General features: G+C 43.9%; 19 protein-coding genes and 1 tRNA gene. 9 read left to right on the top strand and 11 right to left on the bottom strand.

The genetic code is table 11. The features are described 5' to 3' along the window. Positions 1-109 precede the first annotated feature (109 nt). From ACTXGO_RS02430 to pyrC, 4 genes are all read right to left on the bottom strand, one after another. Positions 110-185 (bottom strand) — tRNA-Glu (locus tag ACTXGO_RS02430). A 53-nt stretch (positions 186-238) separates the two neighbouring features. Further along, the gene (locus ACTXGO_RS02425) at positions 239-436 is read right to left on the bottom strand and encodes a hypothetical protein (RefSeq protein WP_317198648.1); all 198 of its coding nucleotides are present in this window, start codon (positions 434-436) and stop codon (positions 239-241) included. A gap of 270 nt (positions 437-706) precedes the next feature. Beyond that, positions 707-1,369, bottom strand: a complete 663-nt coding sequence (gene rnt / locus ACTXGO_RS02420; protein WP_443573274.1) for a ribonuclease T — start codon at positions 1,367-1,369, stop codon at positions 707-709. A 165-nt stretch (positions 1,370-1,534) separates the two neighbouring features. Then, positions 1,535-2,614: a dihydroorotase gene (gene pyrC / locus ACTXGO_RS02415; RefSeq protein WP_443573273.1), complete on the bottom strand. Its 1,080-nt coding sequence runs from the start codon at positions 2,612-2,614 to the stop codon at positions 1,535-1,537. Positions 2,615-2,911: 297 nt separating this feature from the next. Between pyrC and ACTXGO_RS02410 the strand changes: the two genes are divergently transcribed. Continuing rightward, entirely contained in the window at positions 2,912-4,150 is a 1,239-nt protein-coding gene (locus tag ACTXGO_RS02410; protein WP_443542025.1) for an argininosuccinate synthase, read from the top strand. A gap of 137 nt (positions 4,151-4,287) precedes the next feature. On the opposite strand, the gene ACTXGO_RS02405 is transcribed toward ACTXGO_RS02410, so the two are convergent. Then, positions 4,288-5,481 (bottom strand): hypothetical protein, encoded by a 1,194-nt coding sequence (locus ACTXGO_RS02405; protein ID WP_443542024.1) that lies wholly within the window; start codon positions 5,479-5,481, stop codon positions 4,288-4,290. A gap of 172 nt (positions 5,482-5,653) precedes the next feature. On the opposite strand from ACTXGO_RS02405, the gene ACTXGO_RS02400 reads away from it, so the two are divergent. Next, positions 5,654-6,163, top strand: a complete 510-nt coding sequence (locus ACTXGO_RS02400; RefSeq protein WP_443542022.1) for a L,D-transpeptidase family protein — start codon at positions 5,654-5,656, stop codon at positions 6,161-6,163. Between the two features lie 99 nt (positions 6,164-6,262). On the opposite strand, the gene ACTXGO_RS02395 is transcribed toward ACTXGO_RS02400, so the two are convergent. Continuing rightward, a complete protein-coding gene (locus ACTXGO_RS02395; protein WP_435949356.1) occupies positions 6,263-7,828 on the bottom strand; it encodes a CYTH and CHAD domain-containing protein in 1,566 nt (521 codons plus the stop codon). A gap of 193 nt (positions 7,829-8,021) precedes the next feature. Further along, positions 8,022-9,611, bottom strand: a complete 1,590-nt coding sequence (locus ACTXGO_RS02390; protein ID WP_317198642.1) for an isocitrate lyase — start codon at positions 9,609-9,611, stop codon at positions 8,022-8,024. Between the two features lie 546 nt (positions 9,612-10,157). Here ACTXGO_RS02390 and ACTXGO_RS02385 point away from each other — a divergent pair. Then, positions 10,158-11,147 carry a LysR family transcriptional regulator gene (locus ACTXGO_RS02385; protein ID WP_317198641.1) on the top strand — a complete coding sequence of 330 codons (990 nt, stop codon included), beginning with the start codon at positions 10,158-10,160 and terminating at the stop codon, positions 11,145-11,147. 270 nt (positions 11,148-11,417) lie between these two features. Beyond that, positions 11,418-12,797 carry an NAD-dependent succinate-semialdehyde dehydrogenase gene (locus ACTXGO_RS02380; protein ID WP_435949353.1) on the top strand — a complete coding sequence of 460 codons (1,380 nt, stop codon included), beginning with the start codon at positions 11,418-11,420 and terminating at the stop codon, positions 12,795-12,797. 135 nt (positions 12,798-12,932) lie between these two features. Here ACTXGO_RS02380 and purN read toward each other — a convergent pair whose 3' ends face one another. Together purN and purM are read right to left on the bottom strand one after the other, a co-directional pair. Beyond that, positions 12,933-13,619, bottom strand: coding sequence for a phosphoribosylglycinamide formyltransferase (gene purN, locus ACTXGO_RS02375; protein ID WP_435949352.1), 687 nt, complete (start codon positions 13,617-13,619; stop codon positions 12,933-12,935). Then, positions 13,619-14,668 carry a phosphoribosylformylglycinamidine cyclo-ligase gene (gene purM, locus ACTXGO_RS02370; RefSeq protein WP_435949351.1) on the bottom strand — a complete coding sequence of 350 codons (1,050 nt, stop codon included), beginning with the start codon at positions 14,666-14,668 and terminating at the stop codon, positions 13,619-13,621. Before purM ends, purN begins: the two co-directional genes overlap by 1 nt. Positions 14,669-14,956: 288 nt before the next feature. On the opposite strand from purM, the gene ACTXGO_RS02365 reads away from it, so the two are divergent. The 3 genes from ACTXGO_RS02365 (at position 14,957) to ACTXGO_RS02355 (ending at position 17,944) form a co-directional block, all read left to right on the top strand. Beyond that, positions 14,957-16,063, top strand: coding sequence for an AI-2E family transporter (locus ACTXGO_RS02365; RefSeq protein ID WP_317198637.1), 1,107 nt, complete (start codon positions 14,957-14,959; stop codon positions 16,061-16,063). 267 nt (positions 16,064-16,330) lie between these two features. Further along, entirely contained in the window at positions 16,331-17,134 is an 804-nt protein-coding gene (gene hda, locus ACTXGO_RS02360; protein WP_317198636.1) for a DnaA regulatory inactivator Hda, read from the top strand. Positions 17,135-17,224: 90 nt separating this feature from the next. Further along, positions 17,225-17,944: a DUF2057 family protein gene (locus ACTXGO_RS02355; RefSeq protein ID WP_435949349.1), complete on the top strand. Its 720-nt coding sequence runs from the start codon at positions 17,225-17,227 to the stop codon at positions 17,942-17,944. A 79-nt stretch (positions 17,945-18,023) separates the two neighbouring features. Here ACTXGO_RS02355 and ACTXGO_RS02350 read toward each other — a convergent pair whose 3' ends face one another. Together ACTXGO_RS02350 and ACTXGO_RS02345 are read right to left on the bottom strand one after the other, a co-directional pair. Next, on the bottom strand, positions 18,024-18,506 hold the full coding sequence (locus tag ACTXGO_RS02350; RefSeq protein WP_317198634.1) for a Dps family protein: 483 nt from the start codon (positions 18,504-18,506) through the stop codon (positions 18,024-18,026). Between the two features lie 224 nt (positions 18,507-18,730). Further along, the gene (locus tag ACTXGO_RS02345) at positions 18,731-19,390 is read right to left on the bottom strand and encodes a YcxB family protein (protein WP_435949348.1); all 660 of its coding nucleotides are present in this window, start codon (positions 19,388-19,390) and stop codon (positions 18,731-18,733) included. A 270-nt stretch (positions 19,391-19,660) separates the two neighbouring features. Here ACTXGO_RS02345 and serS point away from each other — a divergent pair, with 270 nt between their 5' ends. Next, positions 19,661-20,947, top strand: coding sequence for a serine--tRNA ligase (gene serS, locus ACTXGO_RS02340; RefSeq protein ID WP_435949347.1), 1,287 nt, complete (start codon positions 19,661-19,663; stop codon positions 20,945-20,947). 153 nt (positions 20,948-21,100) lie between these two features. Further along, a partial coding sequence (locus tag ACTXGO_RS02335) for a thiamine pyrophosphate-dependent enzyme (protein ID WP_443573272.1) occupies positions 21,101-22,137 on the top strand: 1,037 nt, incomplete at its 3' end.

The following is a 22,137-nucleotide window of genomic DNA, read 5'->3' as shown; positions in this document are numbered from 1 at the left end:
CCTTAGGTATGAGGGATATACGAGCAGTTTTGCAAACACACAAACATAAAAAAACCTTCAAGCTCTATCATAGAGTTTGAAGGTTTTGAAATGCCAAAGCATTTATATATGGCGTCCCCAGGGGGATTCGAACCCCCGTTACCGCCGTGAAAGGGCGGTGTCCTAGGCCTCTAGACGATGGGGACTAGGTACTACGTCTTCAGCTGCTTTCACCATTTATGCCGAAGTGGTGCATATTCTAATAGCGTCGATGCTTACTGTCAAGCCTTTTTCGACGTTTTTTCAACATCAAATATCTTTTTTTGAGTGCACGTCTTGGATGTAGATTTTTACGTTTGAGATGGTAGCGAATCCATAGTGAGGTAATAGCACTAATCGTCAAAGCAAGTGCCATATAGCCAAAGATAGTGCCCCATACCATGTAATGTGGTTCCATAACCAAATCCCTCTTAGTAAACCTAGCACTTTCAATTACAAATCACTGAGGTTATGTTGATGACTTAGCTCATCTAAGGGATGTCTTTAGGTTATGCTAGCTATCAATAGCCATATCTTCACCAATCACATACCAAGATGTCAAAGTACAAAATAAATACTAAAGCGCTATAAAAGGCATATACCTAACCTTAAAATTAGTCGCTGTCTTATTAGTATCTATTAACCTTGAGCGATAAACCAGTGCTGGCAAACTAAAGTTACATGTTACTTATGTTTCGTTAGCATCAGCTTCTATGTGAGTGTCTGTAGGTTCTGCGTATAGTGCATTGGGTAGCATAGGGTAGTGATTGAGAATATAACAGAATAGCTCGGCTGTTTTTTGGGTATCATATAGCGCCGAATGGGCATCATTACCGTCAAACTCAAGCCCCGCCGCCTTGCAAGCGCGGGCGAGTACTGTCTGACCAAAAGCAACCGCTGCGAGTGTCACCGTATCAAACACTGAAAACTGATGAAAGGGGTTATGGTTTTTGCTATTGGTACGCACAACTGCAGCGTTCAAAAAGTTCAAATCAAAGTGTGCATTGTGACCGATTAGCACGCACTGGCGGCAGTCCTCAGCTTTTCGCACTTCTTTTAGACCCTTAAATATCCGCCTCAGAGCAGTTTTTTCATCTTCGGCAATAGCTTTACGCATTGGGTTGTTTGGGTCTATACCCGTAAACTCCAGCGCGCGCGGCTCTAAGTTTGCCCCTTCAAAAGGCTCAATATGAGCGTTCAGCGCTGCGCCAGGATAAAATACCCCTTGCTCATTCATCAAGATAGGAATACAAGCGATCTCTAACAGGGCGTCAGTTTGCGCGTTGAATCCTGCAGTTTCGACATCGACGACGACTGGTAAGAACTTACGAAAGCGCTCTTTTAAGGTCATTGGCGCTGGAATGTTAGTGGTATGATCATCTGTTTGGTCACCCACTGGTTTTATATCGGTCGTCGTATCGATAATATCCTTGTCTACTACAGCTACATTTGTATTATGGCTTGTATTACTTTGAATGGTCATATCAGGTTGTATCACTTGTTATAAGGGGTGGTGTTAAACTTTTAGCGACCAAGGCAGGGTTTCACCCGCCATGAGCGGCGTTAAAGTTGAGCCATCAAAGTAAGGGTAGTCACTGGGCACTTGCATTGGGGTTTTTACCAAAGTAATAGTACTCTCATTCACAGGCAAGCCATAGAACTGTGGCCCAAAACGACTAGCAAAGCCTTCTAATTTATCTATCTTACCGACACTATCAAAGGCAGTGGCGTACAAAGGCATGGCGATCGACGAGCTATAGCAACCCGCGCAGCCGCAAGCGTTTTCTTTTTGATCAGTAGCATGCGGCGCTGAATCTGTACCCAAAAAGAACTTGGGATTACCACTGGTCGCCACGTCGAGTAGCACCTTTTGATGTTTTTCGCGCTTTAGGATGGGTAAGCAGTAAAAATGCGGCTTGATACCACCAAGCAGTAAATGGTTGCGGTTAAACATGAGATGCTGCGGGGTAATTGTCGCTGCAATCTGGTTGCCTTGTGACAGTACAAAATCAGCGGCATCACTGGTCGTGATATGCTCTAGTACGATTTTTAGCGTTGGAAATTTTACGATAATTTGCGCTAAGACATCATCTAAAAAGCGTTTTTCACGATCAAAGATATCGACATGATCGTGCGTGACTTCGCCATGCATAAGTAGCGGCAGATCGTGTTTTTCTAGCGCTTCAAAAACATCTACCAGACCATTGATATCTGTAACACCATCTGCAGAGTTGGTCGTCGCTCCAGCGGGATAGAGTTTGACCGCCTCGACGATGCCAGATTTTGCTGCATTTTCGATATCTTGTACGCTAGTATGGTCTGTCAAATATAGCGTCATACGCGGGTCAAAGCCAGTTTTGCGCTCAGCTTCAAGGTTACTCTCTTCTAGATGCCTGAGAATACGGGCGCGATAATTACGAGCCTCGTCAAAGGTTTTGATTGGTGGTACTAAGTTTGGCATGCAGATGACGCGGTTAAAACTCTTAGCTGCATGAGCGACAGTTGTCGCTAGCGCTTGATTATCACGTAGATGAATATGCCAATCATCTGGCTGCAAAATAGTAATTTGTGTTGTCGAATCAGTAGTCGGGTTCATAGCACTCTATTATTAGATGTAAAGATTGAGGAGGGTGATCGTTGATCTTATTTGGCTGTGGTCATAGTAACAGATTTGCTAGCTTGACTGAATATGTACGTCGCCTCTATGCCTAATTTATTGAACCCGCTGTTCCTGCAATTGTTAAATTTAAAGATGAATCCATACATAAAGGGCGGTTTGGCATAGTGATACTTTTGCCTATAGTAAATATGATGTACACTGAGCGTCTTATTGACCGCTTAATGTTTATTAGCACTCTTTTGTATTATCAACTTATCATAACAGGAGTTATTTATGGCTCAGCTTGATCCCAAAAATATTAATAAAATTGTACTCGCCTACTCAGGTGGTCTTGATACCTCAATCATCGCCAAGTGGCTACAAGAGACTTACGACGCTGAGGTCATTACCTTTACCGCTGACATCGGTCAGGGCGAAGAGGTTGAGCCAGCTCGCGCCAAAGCACAAGCGATGGGTATTAAACACATCCATATTGAGGATCTACGTGAAGAGTTCGCTCGTGATTATGTGTTCCCGATGTTCCGCGCCAACGCGATTTATGAGGGCGAGTACTTATTAGGTACTTCTATTGCGCGTCCACTAATTGCCAAGCGTTTGGTTGAAATTGCCAAAGAACACAGTGCTGACGCCATAAGCCATGGAGCGACGGGTAAAGGCAATGATCAAGTACGCTTTGAGCTTGGTGCGGTGGCTTTATCACCAGATGTGGTCACGATTGCTCCTTGGCGTGAGTGGGATTTGTCGAGCCGCGAAAGCTTGATGGACTATGCCAAAGAGCATGACATCGCTATCGACTATGCAGGCAACAAGACCAAGTCGCCTTATTCAATGGACGCCAACTTGCTACACATCTCTTATGAGGGCGGTATCCTAGAAGATCCGTATGCTGAAGCAGAAGAAGATATGTGGCGCTGGTCAGTCAGTCCAGAGAACGCGCCTGATGAGGCTCAGTATTTAGAGCTAGAATATGAAAAAGGTGATATCGTTGCAATCGATGGCGAAGCGCTAAAGCCTTATGAGGTGATGATTAAGCTTAACGAGATTGGTGGCAAGCACGGTATTGGGCGCTTAGATATTGTCGAAAACCGCTACGTCGGTATGAAGTCACGTGGCTGCTATGAGACACCAGCGGGTACGATCATGCTAAAAGCACACCGCGGTATTGAGTCATTGACCCTTGATCGTGAGGCGGCGCATCTAAAAGATGAGCTGATGCCGCGCTACGCTAAGATTATCTATAATGGGTATTGGTTTAGCCCTGAGCGTATGATGCTACAAGCTATGATTGACAAATCACAAGAATATGTCAACGGTACCGTACGCGTCAAACTATACAAAGGCTGCGTGAGCGTAGTCGGTCGTAAGTCAGATGATTCCTTATTTGATGAAAAAATTGCTACTTTTGAAGATGATGCAGGCGCGTATGATCAAAAAGATGCTGAGGGCTTTATCCGTCTAAATGGTCTACGTTTAGCTATCGAAGCCAGCCGTGGTCGTGATTTGTCAAAATAACGCAGCTCTATATCAATCAAAGAACAATAAAAATCTAAAGAGCAATAAGAAAGAGGCATCAAATATGATGTCTCTTTTTTTATAGCTTTTATAACCTCTTCATCTTTATAACTTCCTTACCTTTATTATTTAAAAGACTAATGCTCAGCATTGTCACTTATTTTTTCTATAACTTCTTGTTGCTGGGCGCTCTCACGCTTATCTTTTTGGACAACCTTTTGAGTCACACTAGTTCTAGGATCGGCCTGCTTTGCTTGATACTTAATCATGGCCAAAACGCTCAAGAAAGCTATGACTGCTAGAGTAATCCAAATAACAGGATTCTTCCAAAGTGGGTACGACTTAAAAGACGCGGTGCTATCAGCGCTAGTGGCTTGTGCACTGTCAAGACCACCGAGTAGTGCTAGGTTCACAAGTGGCGGCGTAGGAGCACTAGCGGGCTCTGAGGCAATCTGCAAACGATTGCGACTTAAATAGATATCAGCTATTTTTGCCAGCTGCAATAACCAGCGCTGATGCGGTAATGCAATAGCGCTCATAGGCTCGAACATGAGTAAGTCATCATGCTGATCGCGCTGAACGTTTTGGGCTGAGCGCCCAATCGCTTTTAAATAATTAGGCGTCGCTTGTTGCATGTCCTGTACGGGATGCACTTGAGTACTATCAAAGCCTGTTAGCTGATACCAATAGCTATCAAACGGCGAGATGTTGTTTGTTTTTACAATCTCAGTTCTCACAATTTCAGCCTGTACGACCTCAGTATTTGATACAGCCAAATCTGCTGGCACGTTGTTTTTGTGCTCAAGCGTATGATCAAAACGCGCTGCTGCCAAAAACTGAGGCTGCAGTGCAAACCATTTATCTAGCTCCTCACTATCTAATTGACTATATTCTGACAAAATAGCCAGCTCACGTATAGCGATGACGCATAGTGAAGTCAGTAGGGTGTTAACCTTTATAGGACTAGCATCGATCTCGTCGGCGATACGAGAACAGGCTTGCTCGATAGTGGCACTATCTAAAAAAAGGGTATCAGTAACATCGTGACGATGATAAAGCGCGCTTTTGATGGTCTCAAAGCTCATGGCATTATGTTGGCGCAGATCTTTTATCGCGCTACGTCCAAATAGCTTTTTGCTGACGGCTTGACTACTGTGACGCTGATGATAGGCAAGTAATGCGCTGACAATGGCTTGCAGGCTTGTTGTGGTAGCGCGGCGTGCTTGCGGTATAGACAGGGCTGCTGCATCGGCTAACAAGGATACTATGGGCTGCGTATCTTGATATAGAAAATCATACATCGACACGCTGGTCGGTGAAATAGTCGTCATAATCTGCTAGCATCAAAAATGTACACCTATATTACGGTGCTAAAGAGCCTGATACAATCCCCTCTTACAGATTTTATCGTCATATCCAAAAACTGATTTTTCTACTTGTTTTTTTGTTAAATTGAAACGTTCATTCTTTTAAGTGGTGTTACTACATTTGAGGATCACAACTATGGATAATAAATCCAGCAAGCATATTTTGATCAATATTAAAGCGCAAACTTTAGCGTTATGTTGTGATGAAGCTGTTCTTAAGCAGTATAGAGTCTCTACAGCCAAGAGTGGTATCGGTAGCCGGCAAGACAGTGGCTGTACACCGCTGGGTCAGCATATTATCGCTCAAAAAATCGGCGATAAGGCTTCTAAGAACACCGTATTTGTCGGTCGCGTGCCTACGGGTGAGATTTACGAGTCGAGTCTTGGCGCTCAGCATCCTAACCGAGATTGGATACTCAGTCGTATCTTATGGCTAAGAGGTCTTGAAAAGGGTGTTAATAAAGGATATAACGAGCACGGCGGCTGCGACACATTTAATCGTTATATCTATATTCATGGTACACCTGACAGCGAACCTATGGGAATCCCATACTCGCATGGTTGTATCCGCATGCGTAGTGATGAGGTTGTCGAGCTGTTTGATTGGGTAGAAGAAGGTACACCTGTCACTATCGTTGAAAGCTAAGAGCAAAGGTTAAAGGTTAAAAGCAAGCTAACTTCGACTCGTTGAACAAACAAAAAAAGACAGCTCATTTGCATAGTGCTGTCTTTTTTGATGTAAATACTACCAAAACGGTGTTTGCTCGCGAACTTTAGATAGGCGCTTATTGCAGCGTTTATGACTCTTTGCAAGCTTAGCTGCGAACCATCCTGCGCCATACAAGGCTTGGCTGTCTGTCACTGATTTTTGTTGATAGCGCTGCTGATACTGGCTGTAGTCGTGATATTGTCCTAGCGCCTTTTGTGCTTTTTTTAGACGCTTTAGCCAGCGCTCGCTTTTCTTTTTTGAATACAAAGGCGCTGCAAACGCGCTTAGGTAACGTAAGTCCTTGAGGCGGCGACGTACTTTATGCAGTGCCTCTATATCGCTGTTATTTGAATTACCAGCGCTTAACTCTCTAAAATCTTGCTCTGCTTTTAAGCGTTTACTATCTCGTTTGGATAGTATTTTTGGGAGTTTATCTCGCGCAAGCTTATTTGTCTTGGTATCAGTGCTTGCATCGCTCATGGTAAATGCAATGAGCTCAAGTAAAGTTAGCTGAAAGTCGTTAGCGCGCACCGCGTCAATAGGGGAGATTTTGATCTTGTCGATTTGCGTGCTCCAATCGACGCTTGGCGCACCTTGCTCAATAAGCGCAGGCTCGATATGCGTGATTATATTCGTCAAGTCGCGATACTCACCGAGAAGTCTTTGTGTCTGCTTGAGGATAGGCTGCCATTCAGGGTTGATTTGTTCTGAGAATTTTTTAAATGATTTTAGCGCTACTCGTAAGCGATGGATACCGATGCGCAGTTGCAGAATATGCTCGTCATCGTCGCTACCTGCCACAATGGCGCTACTGTTCGGCAGTATCTGCAATAAACAATTATGAACTGCTGCGCGTACAAATACAGGCAGGCTAGTGTCTTTATCGATATCGAAGTGCTTAAAATCTGTCTTGACCGCTGGGCTGTGCGCTTGTTCGTTAATTAATAAACCGCCACGCTCCGCTTTAGTCACTGTTGATAGGCACAGCTTATAGCGTTTGCACCATGTCTTGGCAGTAGCGAACAAAAAGTCCACTTCTCCTGATATCAGTTCAAACTCTATCTCCTGAATAGGGTAGCGCTTTTTGGTACCACTAATAATTTCACCATAATCATAGGCAAGCTCAATAGCGGTTTTATTGCCATCCTCTTTTTTACTATCGTCTTCTATGATGCTAGTGCCTTCTAGCAGGCGTGTGATACGCATGACATCAGTGACGTATTGACAGGTTAACTTTTTACTTAGTTTTTTGAGATTAAAATCTGTCAGTATAGGTTCGATTGGAGTGTCTTGATACAAGCTAAGATCAGGCAGTAGCGTATCTGTCATGAGCATGAGATTGACTTGCTCGTTATCTAATATCGCATTGTGCTCTGTGCGCGCGGCAATACCATCGCCGCCAGCTTTGATGGTCTGAACCCAAGTGTCACCCTCTAAGCGAATACGTAGACCAATACCAGCTTGAGCCAGTAGTTGCTTTGGCGTATCAAAATAATAAGCCGCCATATGCGTTTGTTTAGAGGATTTGACCTTGGTTTGACGCATCAGACCTTTGAGCCGCGACTCTGGCACTAGAAATTTCAATTCTATCTCTTGCATCATGTTCTCCTATATTGTGTAAGTTTTGCCTGCTAAGCTTGGCATACATTACAATCATCGTATGAGAGAGGGCGGCTGATGACAAGTAAAGTTTTGACGTTTTGGCAATAAAAAAGCCACCCTACGTGTAGTAGAGCGGCTTTTAGTTTTAGATATTGAGCTTAGCGTTTAAAGCCCAGTTTCTAAAGTTTGGCGATTAGCCGAACTGGTTCATGGTGTTTTTGCCACCACCAGCTTTTAGAGCGTTGTCACCTGAGAAGATCTCTTTGTGATCATCACCAAGGTCAGAACCCGCCATAGCTTGGTGCTTCACGCATGAGATGCCTTCGCGGATCTCTTTACGTTGTACGCCAGCGGCATAAGCAAGCATACCTTCTTCACCGAAGTAGCCTTTAGCCAATTCATGTACGCTAAGAGCAGTCGTGTGATAAGTAGGTAGAGTAATTAGATGATGGAATACACCCGCTTCACGTGACGCATCTTTTTGGAAGTTTTTAGCGGCTTCATCAGCAGCAGCGTCCAATTCAGAACCGTCATAATCAGCGCTCATTAAATCATCTTTATTGTAAGCTGAGATGTCTTTGCCTTCTTCTTCCCACTGAGCGATGATCTGCTTACGGAAGTTGAGCGTCCAGTTGAACGATGGGCTGTTGTTATAGACCAGCTTCGCTTTTGGCTCTTCTTCTTTAATACGATCAACCATCATTTTGATGTGTTCAACGTTTGGCGTAGGTGTCTCGATCCATAGTAGATCAGCACCATTTTGCAAAGCAGTTACGCAATCAAGTACGACGCGATCGATGTTCGTGTCTTCACGGAACTGATACAAGCCATTTGCTAAACGAACAGGACGTACTAGTTTGCCGTTGTGCTTAAGCAAGCTGTCGTTCTCGTTAGCGTTCTCTAAAGTGACTTCTTCCATTTCGATAAAGTCGATGTATTTAGAAGCTAAATCACCTGGCTCCTCAGATACTGGGATTTTTTGCGTGAGTGATGCGCCTTCAGAATCGGTACGAGCAACGATGATACCGTTTTCAACACCTAGCTCTAAGAATGCATAGCGAATTGCATTCAATTTAGAGATAAAGTCTTCATGTGGTACGGTTACTTTACCCGCTTGGTGACCACATTGCTTGGCATCAGATACTTGGTTTTCGATCTGGATAGCACAGGCACCCGCTTCAATCATTTGCTTAGTGAGCAAGTAAGTCGCTTCTTCGTTACCGAAACCGGCATCGATATCGGCGATGATTGGCACAACGTGTGAATCGAAGTTTTCGATTTTCTCTTGAATAGCTTTGGTGTCTTGACCCGCCTCGGTAGCAGCATTTAGCTCACGGAAATAGTCGTTTAATACTTTGGCATCTGCTTGACGAAGGAAAGTGTAGATCTCTTCGATAAGCTTAGGTACTGACGTTTTTTCGTGCATAGATTGGTCAGGTAATGGACCAAACTCAGAGCGAAGGGCGGCAACCATCCAGCCTGATAGGTAGATATAAGTTTTTGACGTCGTGCCAAAGTATTTTTTCTTAGCATACATGGTTTGCTGAGCCACAAAACCGTGCCAAGCGCCTAAAGACTGCGTGTACTGAGACGAGTCATTGTCATAATCTTCCATGTCTTGACGCATGATGTCAGCGGTGTACTTAGCGATGTCCAAACCTGTTTTGAAACGGTTTTGAACCATCATACGGGCCGCATCAGTCTCGCTGATGTTCTGCCAGTTACCGTGCTTTTGCTTAAGTTCACGTACTAAATCGATTGCTGACTTGTAAGTAGTTGACATCTATTGTCTCCTTGGTGGGGTGTTAAAACTTGCGAAAACTAAATTAAAAAGGTTAGCGAGCGTTATAAGTTACTATATTTTTAGTTACTGTATTTTGATCGTTGTTTTAAGCATCAAAATAAAACGAGCATCGCAGCCTGTGCTTAATGATAACAAAATCTGATGATATAATGATAAGTTTATACTGAGATACTTATTAGTAGTCATACTTAGTGGCAGTAATAATATAATGGTCTAATAAATCTGCTTTTGATATAGGTATGTCAGCTTGCGCTAAAAGCACTAAAAGCACTTATGCTGTATACTTCAAGGCCTCAATGGCATTCACTATAGCCATTTTATCAAGATTTATCTAATTTATGACCGTTATCTTTGGTATTCAATATAGTTATAGTATAATAAAATCATGTACTTAAATAAGATAAATAGTATTGTGTTTGCATCGACGTATCTATTGAATTTGATAATAACCGATTTTAAGACATCAGCAGCATAACTAAGCGCCCGTTTTTGAGCGGTGCACGTTTAAGGCAAAGAGACAAACGTATGAATTTGCAAAGGGTTGATTTAAATCTATTGGTGCATCTAGATGTACTGCTTCGAGAAAAAAACGTCACGCGAGCCGCTGAGCAGTTGGGCATCACGCAGCCTGCGATGAGTAACATATTGCGCCGATTGCGTAAGCTGTTTAATGATCCTTTGCTGGTGCGCTCATCAGAGGGCATGACGCCAACAGAACGTGCGCTTGAGCTGCAACCTCGCATCAGAGAGATACTAGCAGATCTAACCCAAGTTCTCGAGCCGCGTACTGAGTTTCGCCCTTATAGCACCTCAAGAGTTTTTCGAATTATGACCTCAGATTATGCTGAGGCAACTTTGGTGCCTAGACTGGTCAAAGCACTGCGCTCTGAGGCTCCTAATGTTATCTTAGATTTTTTGACGCCATCGGACGTCTCTTATCGGGATATGGAGCAGGGGCGCGTCGATTTAGCTATTAACCGTTTTAACGAGATACCACAAAGCTTTCATCAAGTGCTCGTATGGCGTGACACCTTTAGCTGCCTGTTGTCATCAGAGAGTCCTTATGCCAATCGCTTTAATCTCAAAAACTACCTAAAGGGTCAGCACGTTTGGGTCTCCAAAACAGGTATGGGCGTAGGGTTTGGCGTGAATCCTGAAAAATCTGGCGGACTTGGTTCTATTGATCAGGCCCTTCAGCGCTTGGGTCAAAAACGTCAAATTAGCGTCTTTACACGTCACTATCAAATGCCCGCTATGCTCGCTGCCAATAAAGATCTCATAGCGACGCTACCTACTCGCGTCGCCCGTATGCAAGCTAATAACGATAGTATTATTATGGAAGATCCACCGTTTTTTATTCCTGAATTTGAGCTCACAATGGCATGGTCACCGCTTTTGCAGCATCATCCTGCCCATCGCTGGTTACGTCAACTGATCATGCATGTGGCGCGCCAAGTCGTCGCTGATGAAGAAAGCCAGCAGCAGGACATTCCTGTGATTAATAAACTCTTTTAATATTAGATTATCACTCAAGCCAAAACCAGTACTTGTAGTGCTGGCTTTTTTGCTTGTGCCTTTCTATTATATCGATAGAAACCTATTAAGCTATTCTTTATAAATCAGTCACATCTTTAACATTTAGAACACATAACTTCATATCTTGTAAAATTAAAAGCCTAAACGTCTGTTACTATGATTTGGTGTTAAATAATAAATAGCATTCAAAAAAAGATAATTTGATGCATTTGCATCAACAAATTCATATTAATAAGAAGGACATAAATCATGGCAGATATTACTACGGTAAACCCAGTAACGGGTGAAGACATTAAAGAATACAATTATATGAGTAACGATGAGGTCAACAACATTGTTGAAGCCTCGCACGAAGCTTTTTTAGAATGGCGTAAAACGAGTCATGAAGAGCGTGCCAAAGTAATTAAGTCTATCGGTGAAACTTTAGCCAAATATAAAGAAGAATTATCAAAACTGATGACTGAAGAGCGTGGTAAGCTTTATAATCAAAGTTTAAGCGAAGTAGATTTGTGTATAGGAATTTGCGACTATACTGCAGAGAAAGGCGTTACCGCTCTTGCCGATGATGTACGCGATATCGAAAATATGAAAAAAGGTATCGTCACTTATCAGCCGATCGGTGTTATTTATGGTATGCAACCTTGGAACTTTCCAGCTTATCAAGTATTCCGTTATGCCATTGCTAACTTGATGGCGGGTAACAGTATTTTATTGAAGCATGCCGCTAATGTGACAGGCTCTGGCTTATTAATCGAAAAAATCTTTCATGAGTCTGATCTGCCAAACGATCTATTCCGTACCATCTTAATTGACCATGATCAGTCAGAAAAACTGATTGGTAATGATAAAGTGCGCGGTGTTACGCTCACTGGTAGTGATGATGCAGGTAAGGTTGTTGGTCAACAAGCGGCAAAAGTCCTCAAAAAAGTTGTGTTAGAGCTTGGCTCAAATGACGCCTTTATTGTTCTTGAAGACGCTGATTTAGATCTTGCTGTAGAGACTTGTACGCAAGCGCGTCTTATTAACAATGGTGAGACTTGTGTTGCAGCGAAACGTTTCATCGTTGTTGATAGCTTATATGACGAGTTCCGCGATCGTATTGTTGAGAAGTTTTCGAACACCAAAGCTGGTGATCCTATGGACGATAGCTCTGATATTGGCCCATTAGCACGCAAAGACTTGCAAGAGAAATTGCACGAGCAAGTCGAAGAGAGTGTCAAAAAAGGGGCTACGATTTCAGTTGGTGGTAAATTACCAGAAGGTAAAGGTAACTTCTATCCAGCTACGATTTTAGAGAACGTAAAGGAAGGTCAGCCAGCTTATGATGATGAGCTATTTGGTCCAGTCGCTTCACTAATTCGTGCCAAAGATCAAGACGATGCTATGCGTATTGCCAATGACAGTCGATATGGTTTAGGCGGCGCTATCTTCTCTAAAGACGAAGATAAAGCTATCCGTTTAGCAAGCGAGCAATTTGATACCGGTATGGTTTATATCAATGGCTATGGTCTTGCAAATCCAGCGCTACCGTTCGGTGGCGTGAAAAACTCAGGTCATGGCCGCGAACATGGCGGCTTTGGTATCAAAGAGTTTGTAAACATTAAAGGTTTGCATATTCATAGTAGCTAAGATCCTATACGGTCTTCAAAGCTAAGATGATTGAATAACAAACGATACAAAGCCCAGTCACTTATATATTAAGCGACTGGGCTTTTTGTGTACGTGTCATTTTTAAGTTGGATAATATTAAGAGATATACTGTGATTATTGGTCAATGTACAGAGTCAATGGTAGCACTGGTAGATAGTCATTATTTTTTAACAAATCACTATCGAAGGTCAGTATTCCTTTAGCGATAAGCAGTAGTGTCCAAGGTAGCAGTTGATGCTCAAGTTTTTGTACACGTTTTTGCAAGCTATCAGCAGTATCTTTGGGATTAACTTCCAATAAAGCTTGGGTCAAAACAGTACCTGCATCAAGCTCTGCTGTGACAACATGAACACTACAGCCATGATAGCGCTCGCCAGCTCTGATAACTCTGTTGTGAGTATCAAGACCCTTATAAGCGGGAAGTAAAGAGGGATGCAAATTAATCATTGGAGCGATAGAATGCTGGATAAAATCTGAACTCAACACTCGCATAAACCCAGCCAACACAATCAAGTCAGGTTGCCACGCTGCAATTCGGCGACTGGCATGGCTCTCAAAAGTCTTGATGCCCATGCGTTTGCCATTGGCAACATGCGACAATACGGCTACTGGGATATCAGCGTCTGTCGCACGCGTAACTGCATAAGCATCCTCACGGTTACTGATAACTCCAACGATTTCTATTGGAAGCTCGCTTGAGTGCATAGCATCAATCAAGACTTGCAGATTACTACCGCTACCAGAGACTAAAACAGCAACGCGCAACGGCTTAGCTGCTTGACTCACTCTCAAATCAGACATTATCTATAAACCACAGCTTCATCTTGACGATTAATCATTTCACCAATTTGCCACGCTTTTTCACCTGCATCATTTAGCGTATTGATTGCCGCTTGTGCTTTGTCTGCTGGCACTACGATAACGAAGCCAACACCGCAGTTAAAGGTGCGATACATCTCGCTTTGCTCGATATTACCTTGCGCCTGTAACCATGTGAATAACTCCGAGAACTGCCAGCTACTCGTATCGATACTAGCGGCTAGGTCATCTGGCAATACACGTGGCAAATTGTCAGTGAGACCGCCGCCTGTAATATGTGACATAGCATGTAGAGCTTGATTGCCAAGAGTGTCTTGTAGCGCTTTGATGGCCTCGACATAGATACGCGTTGGTGCCATCAGTGCGTCTTGGATAGATTGACCATCTAACTGCTTATCGCTGCTAATGATATCGATACCGCTGACCTCAACGACCTTACGCACCAGTGAGTAACCGTTTGAGTGTGCGCCGCTCGATGCAAGAGCGATTAACACATCACCCTCGGCAACGTTTTCACCCGTGATGACCTCGCTTTCTTCAACCACGCCAACACAAAATCCAGCCAAGTCATAATCATCGTCTTGATACATGCCTGGCATCTCAGCGGTCTCGCCACCGATAAGGGCACAATTTGCAAGCTTGCAACCTGCGCCAATACCTGTGACTACAGTCGCTGCGACGTCGATATCAAGCTTGCCTGTCGCGTAATAATCTAAAAAGAATAATGGCTCAGCCCCGCATACCAGCAGATCGTTGACGCACATGGCGACCAGATCAATACCAATAGTGTCATGACGATTCAGTTGCAAGGCCAGTTTAAGCTTAGTGCCAACGCCATCAGTGCCAGAGACGAGGAGGGGTGAAGTGTAACCGGTTGGGATGCGGCACAGCGCACCAAAGCCGCCAAGACCACCAACCACTTCGGGACGAGTAGTGGCTTTTGCTACGGATTTGATTCGTTGTACCAATGCATCACCTGCATCGATATCGACGCCTGCATCTTTGTAGCTTAAAGAAGTCTTGTCACTCATGGTCATCTCACAGTCATATATAGAAGTTAAAATAGCAGTCATACAAAGTTTAATTAAGGTGCGCGCATTATACCCAAAAACAGTAGGCACCCGCAAAACAACTTACCACTTTTGGGCGTATGCTAGATATAAATGTCAAATAAAACGTCAAAACACAAAAAAAGACTGCTTTTTTACTAAAGTCTGCAATAATGTGTGACATTAGGGCATCTCCAACAAGCCCTCCCATATTAGTCATCAGTACTCATCGCTATCATATAAATGAGCTTAATCGTAGGATTACGATCAATGATTACCCAGCCTATAGATCCCTTTTTTCGGCGTTTGTTTTTAGTTACTGTTATCGTAGTCTCACTACTACTTTTGTACTTATTGACGCCAGTGATTATCCCCTTTCTTGTCGCTTTTATTCTCGCCTATTTATTCAACCCTTTAGTCAAAAGATTGTCTAAGTATGTCAGACGCTGGATTGCGATTATTGTGGTATATACAGCGATTACGACTGGTATGGCAATACTAATGTGGTGGCTTATACCTACGCTATGGCATCAGTTGCAATCTGCTTGGGAGTATTTGCCAAAGGTTATAAGCTGGTACAACGATGTGGTAAGAGACTGGTTTAGTACCAATACCAATGTCGTTATGCCCGCGTTAGAGGTCAGCGGTTTTTCTGATACTTTGGTTGAGTATATGCAGACGCATTACAACATCTCTGATGCTAGCCTCTGGATGAGTCAACTCGTTGCCTCGAGTATGAGCTTTGTCAATAACGCCGGCTTGATTGTCTTAGTTCCTATTTTGACGTTTTATTTTTTGTTCAACTGGGATAAGCGTCTACATAGTTGGAAGATGGCGATACCAGCCGCCTATAGCAAAAAAGTCATTGGCATCGCTCAAGAGTGTGATCGCGCGCTCATGGAATTTGTAAAGGGGCAGCTGCTGGTTATGGTGCTCTTGGGGGTAGTGTACGCGGTGCAGCTACAATTAATAGGGCTGGAGCTTGGACTCACTATTGGGATGTTAGCCGGCGTTGCCAGCTTCGTTCCTTACTTAGGGTTTGGTTTGGGTTTTATCGCCGCTATCATTGCCGGTCTCTTTCAGTTTGGCTTTGACTGGTTTTATTTGTCGCTGATCGCAGGCGCGTTCTTGGTAGGGCAGGCGGTTGAAGGTTACGTATTACAGCCATTATTATTAGGTGACAAAATCGGTCTATCGCCGCTATGGGTTATCTTTTCGGTATTGGCAGGCGCTAGTATATTAGGGTTCGTTGGGATGCTTATCGCACTACCAGTATCAGCGGTTCTTAATGTCTTGTTTCGTCATCTGTATGGCTATTATCTAACTACAGACTTTTATAAAGGACGTAAGCAGTTAGAGTTATTTGAAAAAAAATAGCACAAGCTTTGGATACCAATGTAGTGACTTGGCAAGTATAACGGTGAAAGGACTTGTCAGTCATTTTGCAAATATGGTATATATAGGCGCAGTGTCTGATTATCATTGCTTGTGGTGACAAGAGCGATATTTAGACAAATGGATTAGCAATTTTACTGGTTTATGGCAAACAAGGATGTGACTCATAGAGCAATCAAAACTATGAAACATTTAGCGTCTACCTCTGCATAGCATATGGGGTATAGCGCAAACTTAAGTTGGTGAGCAATGGCCCAATCACAGCTAAGTCTCAATTTAGACATCAAGCACGATGCAAGCCTTAGCGACTTTTCAGGTCCAGGTTGGATGTCAATTATCGATGCAGTACGGCAGTTGCATGTCGGTCTGATCGGGCAGCTGTATCTGTTTGGTAGTCCTGCTACTGGCAAGTCGCATCTGCTCTCCGCCATTTGTGAGTCGTTCATTGATATGGACAAATCTGCAATTTGCTTATCTTTGAACGAGCTGATTCATACCGATGTCAATGTACTGTCCTCTTTGGAGAATTTCGATGTCATTGCTATCGATGATCTAGAGGTGTTAGAGCAAAGCCGTCAATGGCAAGAGGCACTATTTCATCTGATCAATCGTAGCCGTGAAGGACAGCGTCAGCTATTATTTGCAGCCAATAAGCCTGCAAGCGAGCTGCCCTTTGAGCTCAGAGACTTGCTGACGCGATTGGCACAAGCGCCGACTTTCAAGGTACCTGATGGGCAAAACATAGCGGATCGCCAAGCGCTATTGCAGTCCATTCTTCGTCGCCGCGGCTGGCAGTTTGATGAGCGTATACTCCATCATTTACTAAGCGAAGGCCCGCATCGTATCGGCGCGTTAATAGAGGTCTTGGTTTACATACAGCCTATGTTCTCAAATCTGGGTCGTAGTAATATATCAAAAGCGGTCATCAGTGATGCGCTGCGTACTATCGATGAGCAGACATTAGCCGCTGAGCTTGCTGATATCACTCAAGAGACGCAAACAGACAACCAAATTGCCAATCAAGATCAACATACTATGCCGCTAGATTTTTAATAGATTTAGGCTTTTTGAGTTGATGACATCTATTGTCATTGAATTTAAAGAGGTGGCATTTCACCCTTTTAACCCTTTATAGGACATATTATGACTCTCTCGACAGCCTTACTCAAAAAGCTAGCTGTAGGTACCTTAATCGCGGGCGTAAGCTCAGTATCTATGCTCTCGCACGCAGCAGTGACTTTACTTGTTGATGACAATATCAAAGTTACTGCAATCAACGGTCAAGAGATCAAGCAAAGCGTGTTTCAGCCTTTAACCAAGTCATTTACTCTACAACCTGGTCAGCATGCTATTACCGCCAAATACGATCGTCTGTACAAGCTGCCACGTGATGAGCATGACTATTTACGTTCAGGTAATGTTAGTGTTACGGCAAATCTAGCAGACAACCAGACGTATCGCCTCACTATGCCTAACCAGCCAGAAGAGTATACGGCTGCAAAGGAGTACGCTGAGCGCCCAACACTCGCGGTACAGCAAAACAATACGATTATTGCCAGTCAGCAAAGCATGAGCGGCAATCAAGGTGGAATATTTTCAGGAATAGGCAAAGCATTGGGCGGCGTCTTTGGTGGTAGTGGTGATGCAGAATTACAAAACCAGCAAGCCATAGCAGCTCTAGGCCAGCCTTCTGCTGCACCTGTGGCAGCGACGCGCAATACCACTAATACAAACGCAGTGGTAACGACTGCTCCAGCTGCAACGCTTAGACCAACTACGAGTACCTTAGATAACTTTATGCAAGTATGGTTACAAGCGACGCCAAGCGAGCGCGAAAAGATACGCCAGTGGATACAGCAATAAATTAACACCATTAGACGAAAAAAAGCACCTAGTATACTAGGTGCTTTTTTTAAATGACGCTTTAGCTATCAAGTACAGCTTATTTGGCTAAAAACGCATTATACATCCAAATGAGTTTTTCTTGTTGTTGTACGTACTCATCGAGCAAGTCAGCGGTACCTTGGTCATCACTTTGCGCGGCTATTGCAGACACTTCGCGCTGCTCTTCGATAAGTGCTTGCAAACCAGTAACGACGCCTTGTACACAAGCGTTACCATCATGAACGTTTTTGTCCTCATTAATGCTAGCGTGCTGTGCAAAATCGCTATAGGCATGAAGTGGCGTTTTACCTAGCGTTAAAATACGTTCAGCGATTTCGTCAATTTCAACTTGCAAGTTGGTATAGAGTTCTTCAAATTTTTCGTGTAAAGAGAAAAAGTGCTCGCCTTTAACGTTCCAATGATAACCACGAACATTAATATAAAAGACGTGATAGCTCGATAGTAAGTTGTTTAACTTGGCGACAATCTCACTCATATCTGCTTTTTCTAGACCGATTTGATTCGTTGTATTATTACTCATAATATTGTCCTTGTAATTGAGTGTTAATTTGCACAGCAAGAAATTTGGGATCTACTTCATATCTTTGCTATACAAGTTAGTTTTTACGATAAAAGTAAATAGGTTTAGCCTCTTAATGACTTCTACTATAGCAAGTAAACATCAATAAGTTAAATTGAATAAACTCACGTACACGATATGTTTTATAAAATTACAGTGCCATAAGTGTTAATATTACAGGCTTTTTATTTTGGCAGTTGTATATTTGCAGTTTGCAAACCGCGAATAGGCACTACCTCTTGCAGATGTTGGCGTACCGTATCAATAGGAAATTTTTCTGCCTTTAGGCGTTTGGGTATGATTTGGCTGCCTTGCTGACCCTTAAGCTCAAACATCATAATCAGATAATCATCCGTCTCATCCCAGCTCTTAATTGCGCTCCATGGAACAACCGCTTGCTGGGTCGAGCCTGCGCGCATTTGCATACCGCGCATTTGCGGGTTTTGCATCAGATTTGGCTGACTGACAGGCATCGCCATTACCAGGCCATGTTTTTGTACCCCAAGTTTCATCTGACGCATCTCATCAGGCATCTCTTGCTCAGCCACTTGTTTATCAAACTGCTTTTTGACGTACCATTTAAACCCAAGGGTACGAACCAGCATATAGATAGCGACTGAAACCAGCATAAGCCAAAAGATAATCGTTGAATAACCCGTCAAAAACACTAATCCTGCGAGTGCTAAGATGACTACAACTGCCATGATGATCCACTCTTTTGTCTTAAAGCTTGAGAGACCAAAAGAGGGGCTAGCACTGGCAAATAGCTCGTACTGTGCTTGATGGAATTCGGCCTCGGTCATGTTTAAGGCGATAGGTTGCAGCGTGTAGGGGTACAAAGCCATAAAAGTTTCTCAGATGCTTGATGGTTGGATGCTTGGGTTTGAGGGCTTGGCAACTAAAAGTGTGATGGTTAGATGACTCATTATCAGACATCTAAGCTTACGCGCCAAGCTTTGATGCGCTTATCTTACCGAAAAGCGCTCCTAAAAGAAACAGATTAGCTTATCTATAGTCAAAACGTGGTCAAATCTGTCATGGCTTGGTATCATAGCAGCTGTTTTTTATTTTTTGACATTCCTCTTTTACCACTTTTAGCGTTACAGGCACCCCTTATGATTGATCCAAAACTCTTACGCGGCGATTTGAGCGATTTACAACAGCAGCTGGCCACTCGTGGCTACGAGCTTGATATGGAGTTCTGGCAAACCATCGAAAATGAGCGTAAATCGCTACAAGTCAAAACCGAAGAGTTGCAATCGCGCCGTAATGCGGGTGCTAAGCAAGTAGGCGCGCTAAAGAAATCAGGCGAAGATGCCAGTAGTCTACTCAGTGAGATGCAAAGCGTTAGCGGTGAGATTAAGGCAGCCGAAGACGAGCTGCGCACCTTACAAGAACGCATTACCCAAGCGGCGCTACAAATCCCTAATCTGCCAGCTAGCGATGTGCCCGCGGGTACCTCAGAAGACGATAACGTCGAAGTACGCCAGTGGGGAGAACCGCGCCAGTTTGACTTTGACGTAAAAGACCATACGCATATCGGTGAGACGCTCGGTATGCTTGATTTTGAAGCCGCTGCCAAGATTACGGGTAGCCGCTTCAATGTACTAAAAGGTCAGCTAGCACAGCTGCATCGCGCGCTGATTCAATTTATGCTCAATACCCATACGATGAAGTACGGTTACACTGAGACTTATGTGCCTTATATTGTCAACAGTGAGAGCTTAAAAGGCACAGGTCAGTTGCCTAAGTTTGAAGATGATTTGTTTAAACTGACCAATCATACCAATAACGAAGATACGGACTTTTACTTGATTCCAACGGCGGAAGTACCGATGACCAATTTGGTACGCGGCGAGCGTTTGGATATCAAAGAGCTACCATTGAAGTTCACCGCGCATACGCCTTGTTTTCGTAGTGAAGCGGGCTCACATGGTCGTGATACCCGTGGTCTAATACGCCAGCATCAATTTGAAAAGGTCGAAATGGTCAATATTGCTACAAGTGAGCAGTCCGATAGCTTGCTAGAGGCGATGACCGAGCAAGCAGAATATATCTTACAGCAGCTAAATCTGCCTTATCGTACCATGCTGCTCTGTACCGGTGATATGGGATTCTCTGCGCAAAAGACTTATGACATCGAAGTGTGGTTGCCAAGCCAAGAGACATACCGTGAGATCTCTAGCTGCTCAAACTGTGGCGATTTTCAAGCACGCCGCATGGGTACCCGCGTCAAAGACGGTAAGCAAACCAGTCTTGCGCATACGCTTAATGGCTCAGGTCTAGCGGTCGGTCGTACTTTACTTGCGGTTATGGAGAACCATCAAAACGCCGATGGTAGCATCACCATTCCAGAAGTGCTGCGTCCGTTTATGGGCGGGGTTGAGACTATTTCGATTTAAAAACTCTTTTCATTTGAATACATACGCATAAGCCACACCATTTTTTGGCGTGGCTTATAGCTATTATGGTAACATTGCAGCTAAATTTTATACCTTATTTCTGAGTCTATCTCTTTATCCTCCATACTTCTTATTTGAATATTAGGACCCGCTATGCCCACCCCAATTAACGAACGCAAACTTGCCAATGCTATCCGTGTACTCTCATTTGATGCGGTGCAAAAAGCCAATTCTGGACACCCAGGCGCGCCGATGGGTATGGCTGATATTGCTGAAGTTCTGTGGCGCAAATTTTTGAGACACAATCCTGCTGATCCACAGTGGCACAACCGTGACCGCTTTGTGTTATCGAACGGACATGGCTCGATGCTGATTTATTCACTACTGCATTTATCAGGTTATGACGTCAGCGTTGACGACCTAAAGGGCTTTCGTCAATTGCACTCTAAAACCCCAGGTCATCCCGAGCTAGGTTATACGCCAGGGGTTGAGACTACGACGGGTCCACTAGGTCAAGGTATCGCTAACGCCGTTGGTTTTGCTATTGCTGAAAAGACACTAGCCGCGCAGTTCAATCGTGACGGACATAACATCGTCGACCACCATACTTATGCGTTCTTGGGTGATGGCTGCTTGATGGAAGGTATCAGCCATGAAGTGTGCTCACTCGCTGGCACGTTAGAGCTTGGCAAATTAGTCTTCTTTTATGATGACAATGGTATCTCCATCGATGGCGATGTCGAAGGCTGGTTCACTGATGACACCCAAATGCGCTTTGAGAGCTACGGCTGGCAAGTCATCAAAGTCGATGGCCATGATACCGATGCGATTACTCAAGCAACTGAGCAAGCGATCAAAGAGACTAGCAAGCCAAGCTTAATCATTTGCAAAACCACTATTGGTGCCGGCAGCCCGAATAAGCAAGGCTTAGCAGCCAGCCATGGTGCCCCACTTGGTGATGACGAAATCGCCTTGACTCGTGATGCGTTATCGTGGAAACATGCACCCTTTGAATTAGATGACGAAATCTATGAAGCGTGGGATGCCAAAGCCAAAGGCGACGTCCAACAAAAGAACTGGGAAGCCAACTTTGAAGCTTACGAAAAGGCTTATCCAGAGCTAGCAAGTGAGCTAAAGCGCCGTTTAGAAGGCGAGCTACCAGCCGACTTTGAGACTCAAGCAAAAGACTA

The sequence above is a fragment of the Psychrobacter sp. T6-1 genome, assembly GCF_052258445.1.
The sequence above is the reverse complement of the archived record's forward strand: the minus strand, read 5'-3'. Positions and strand labels throughout refer to the sequence as shown.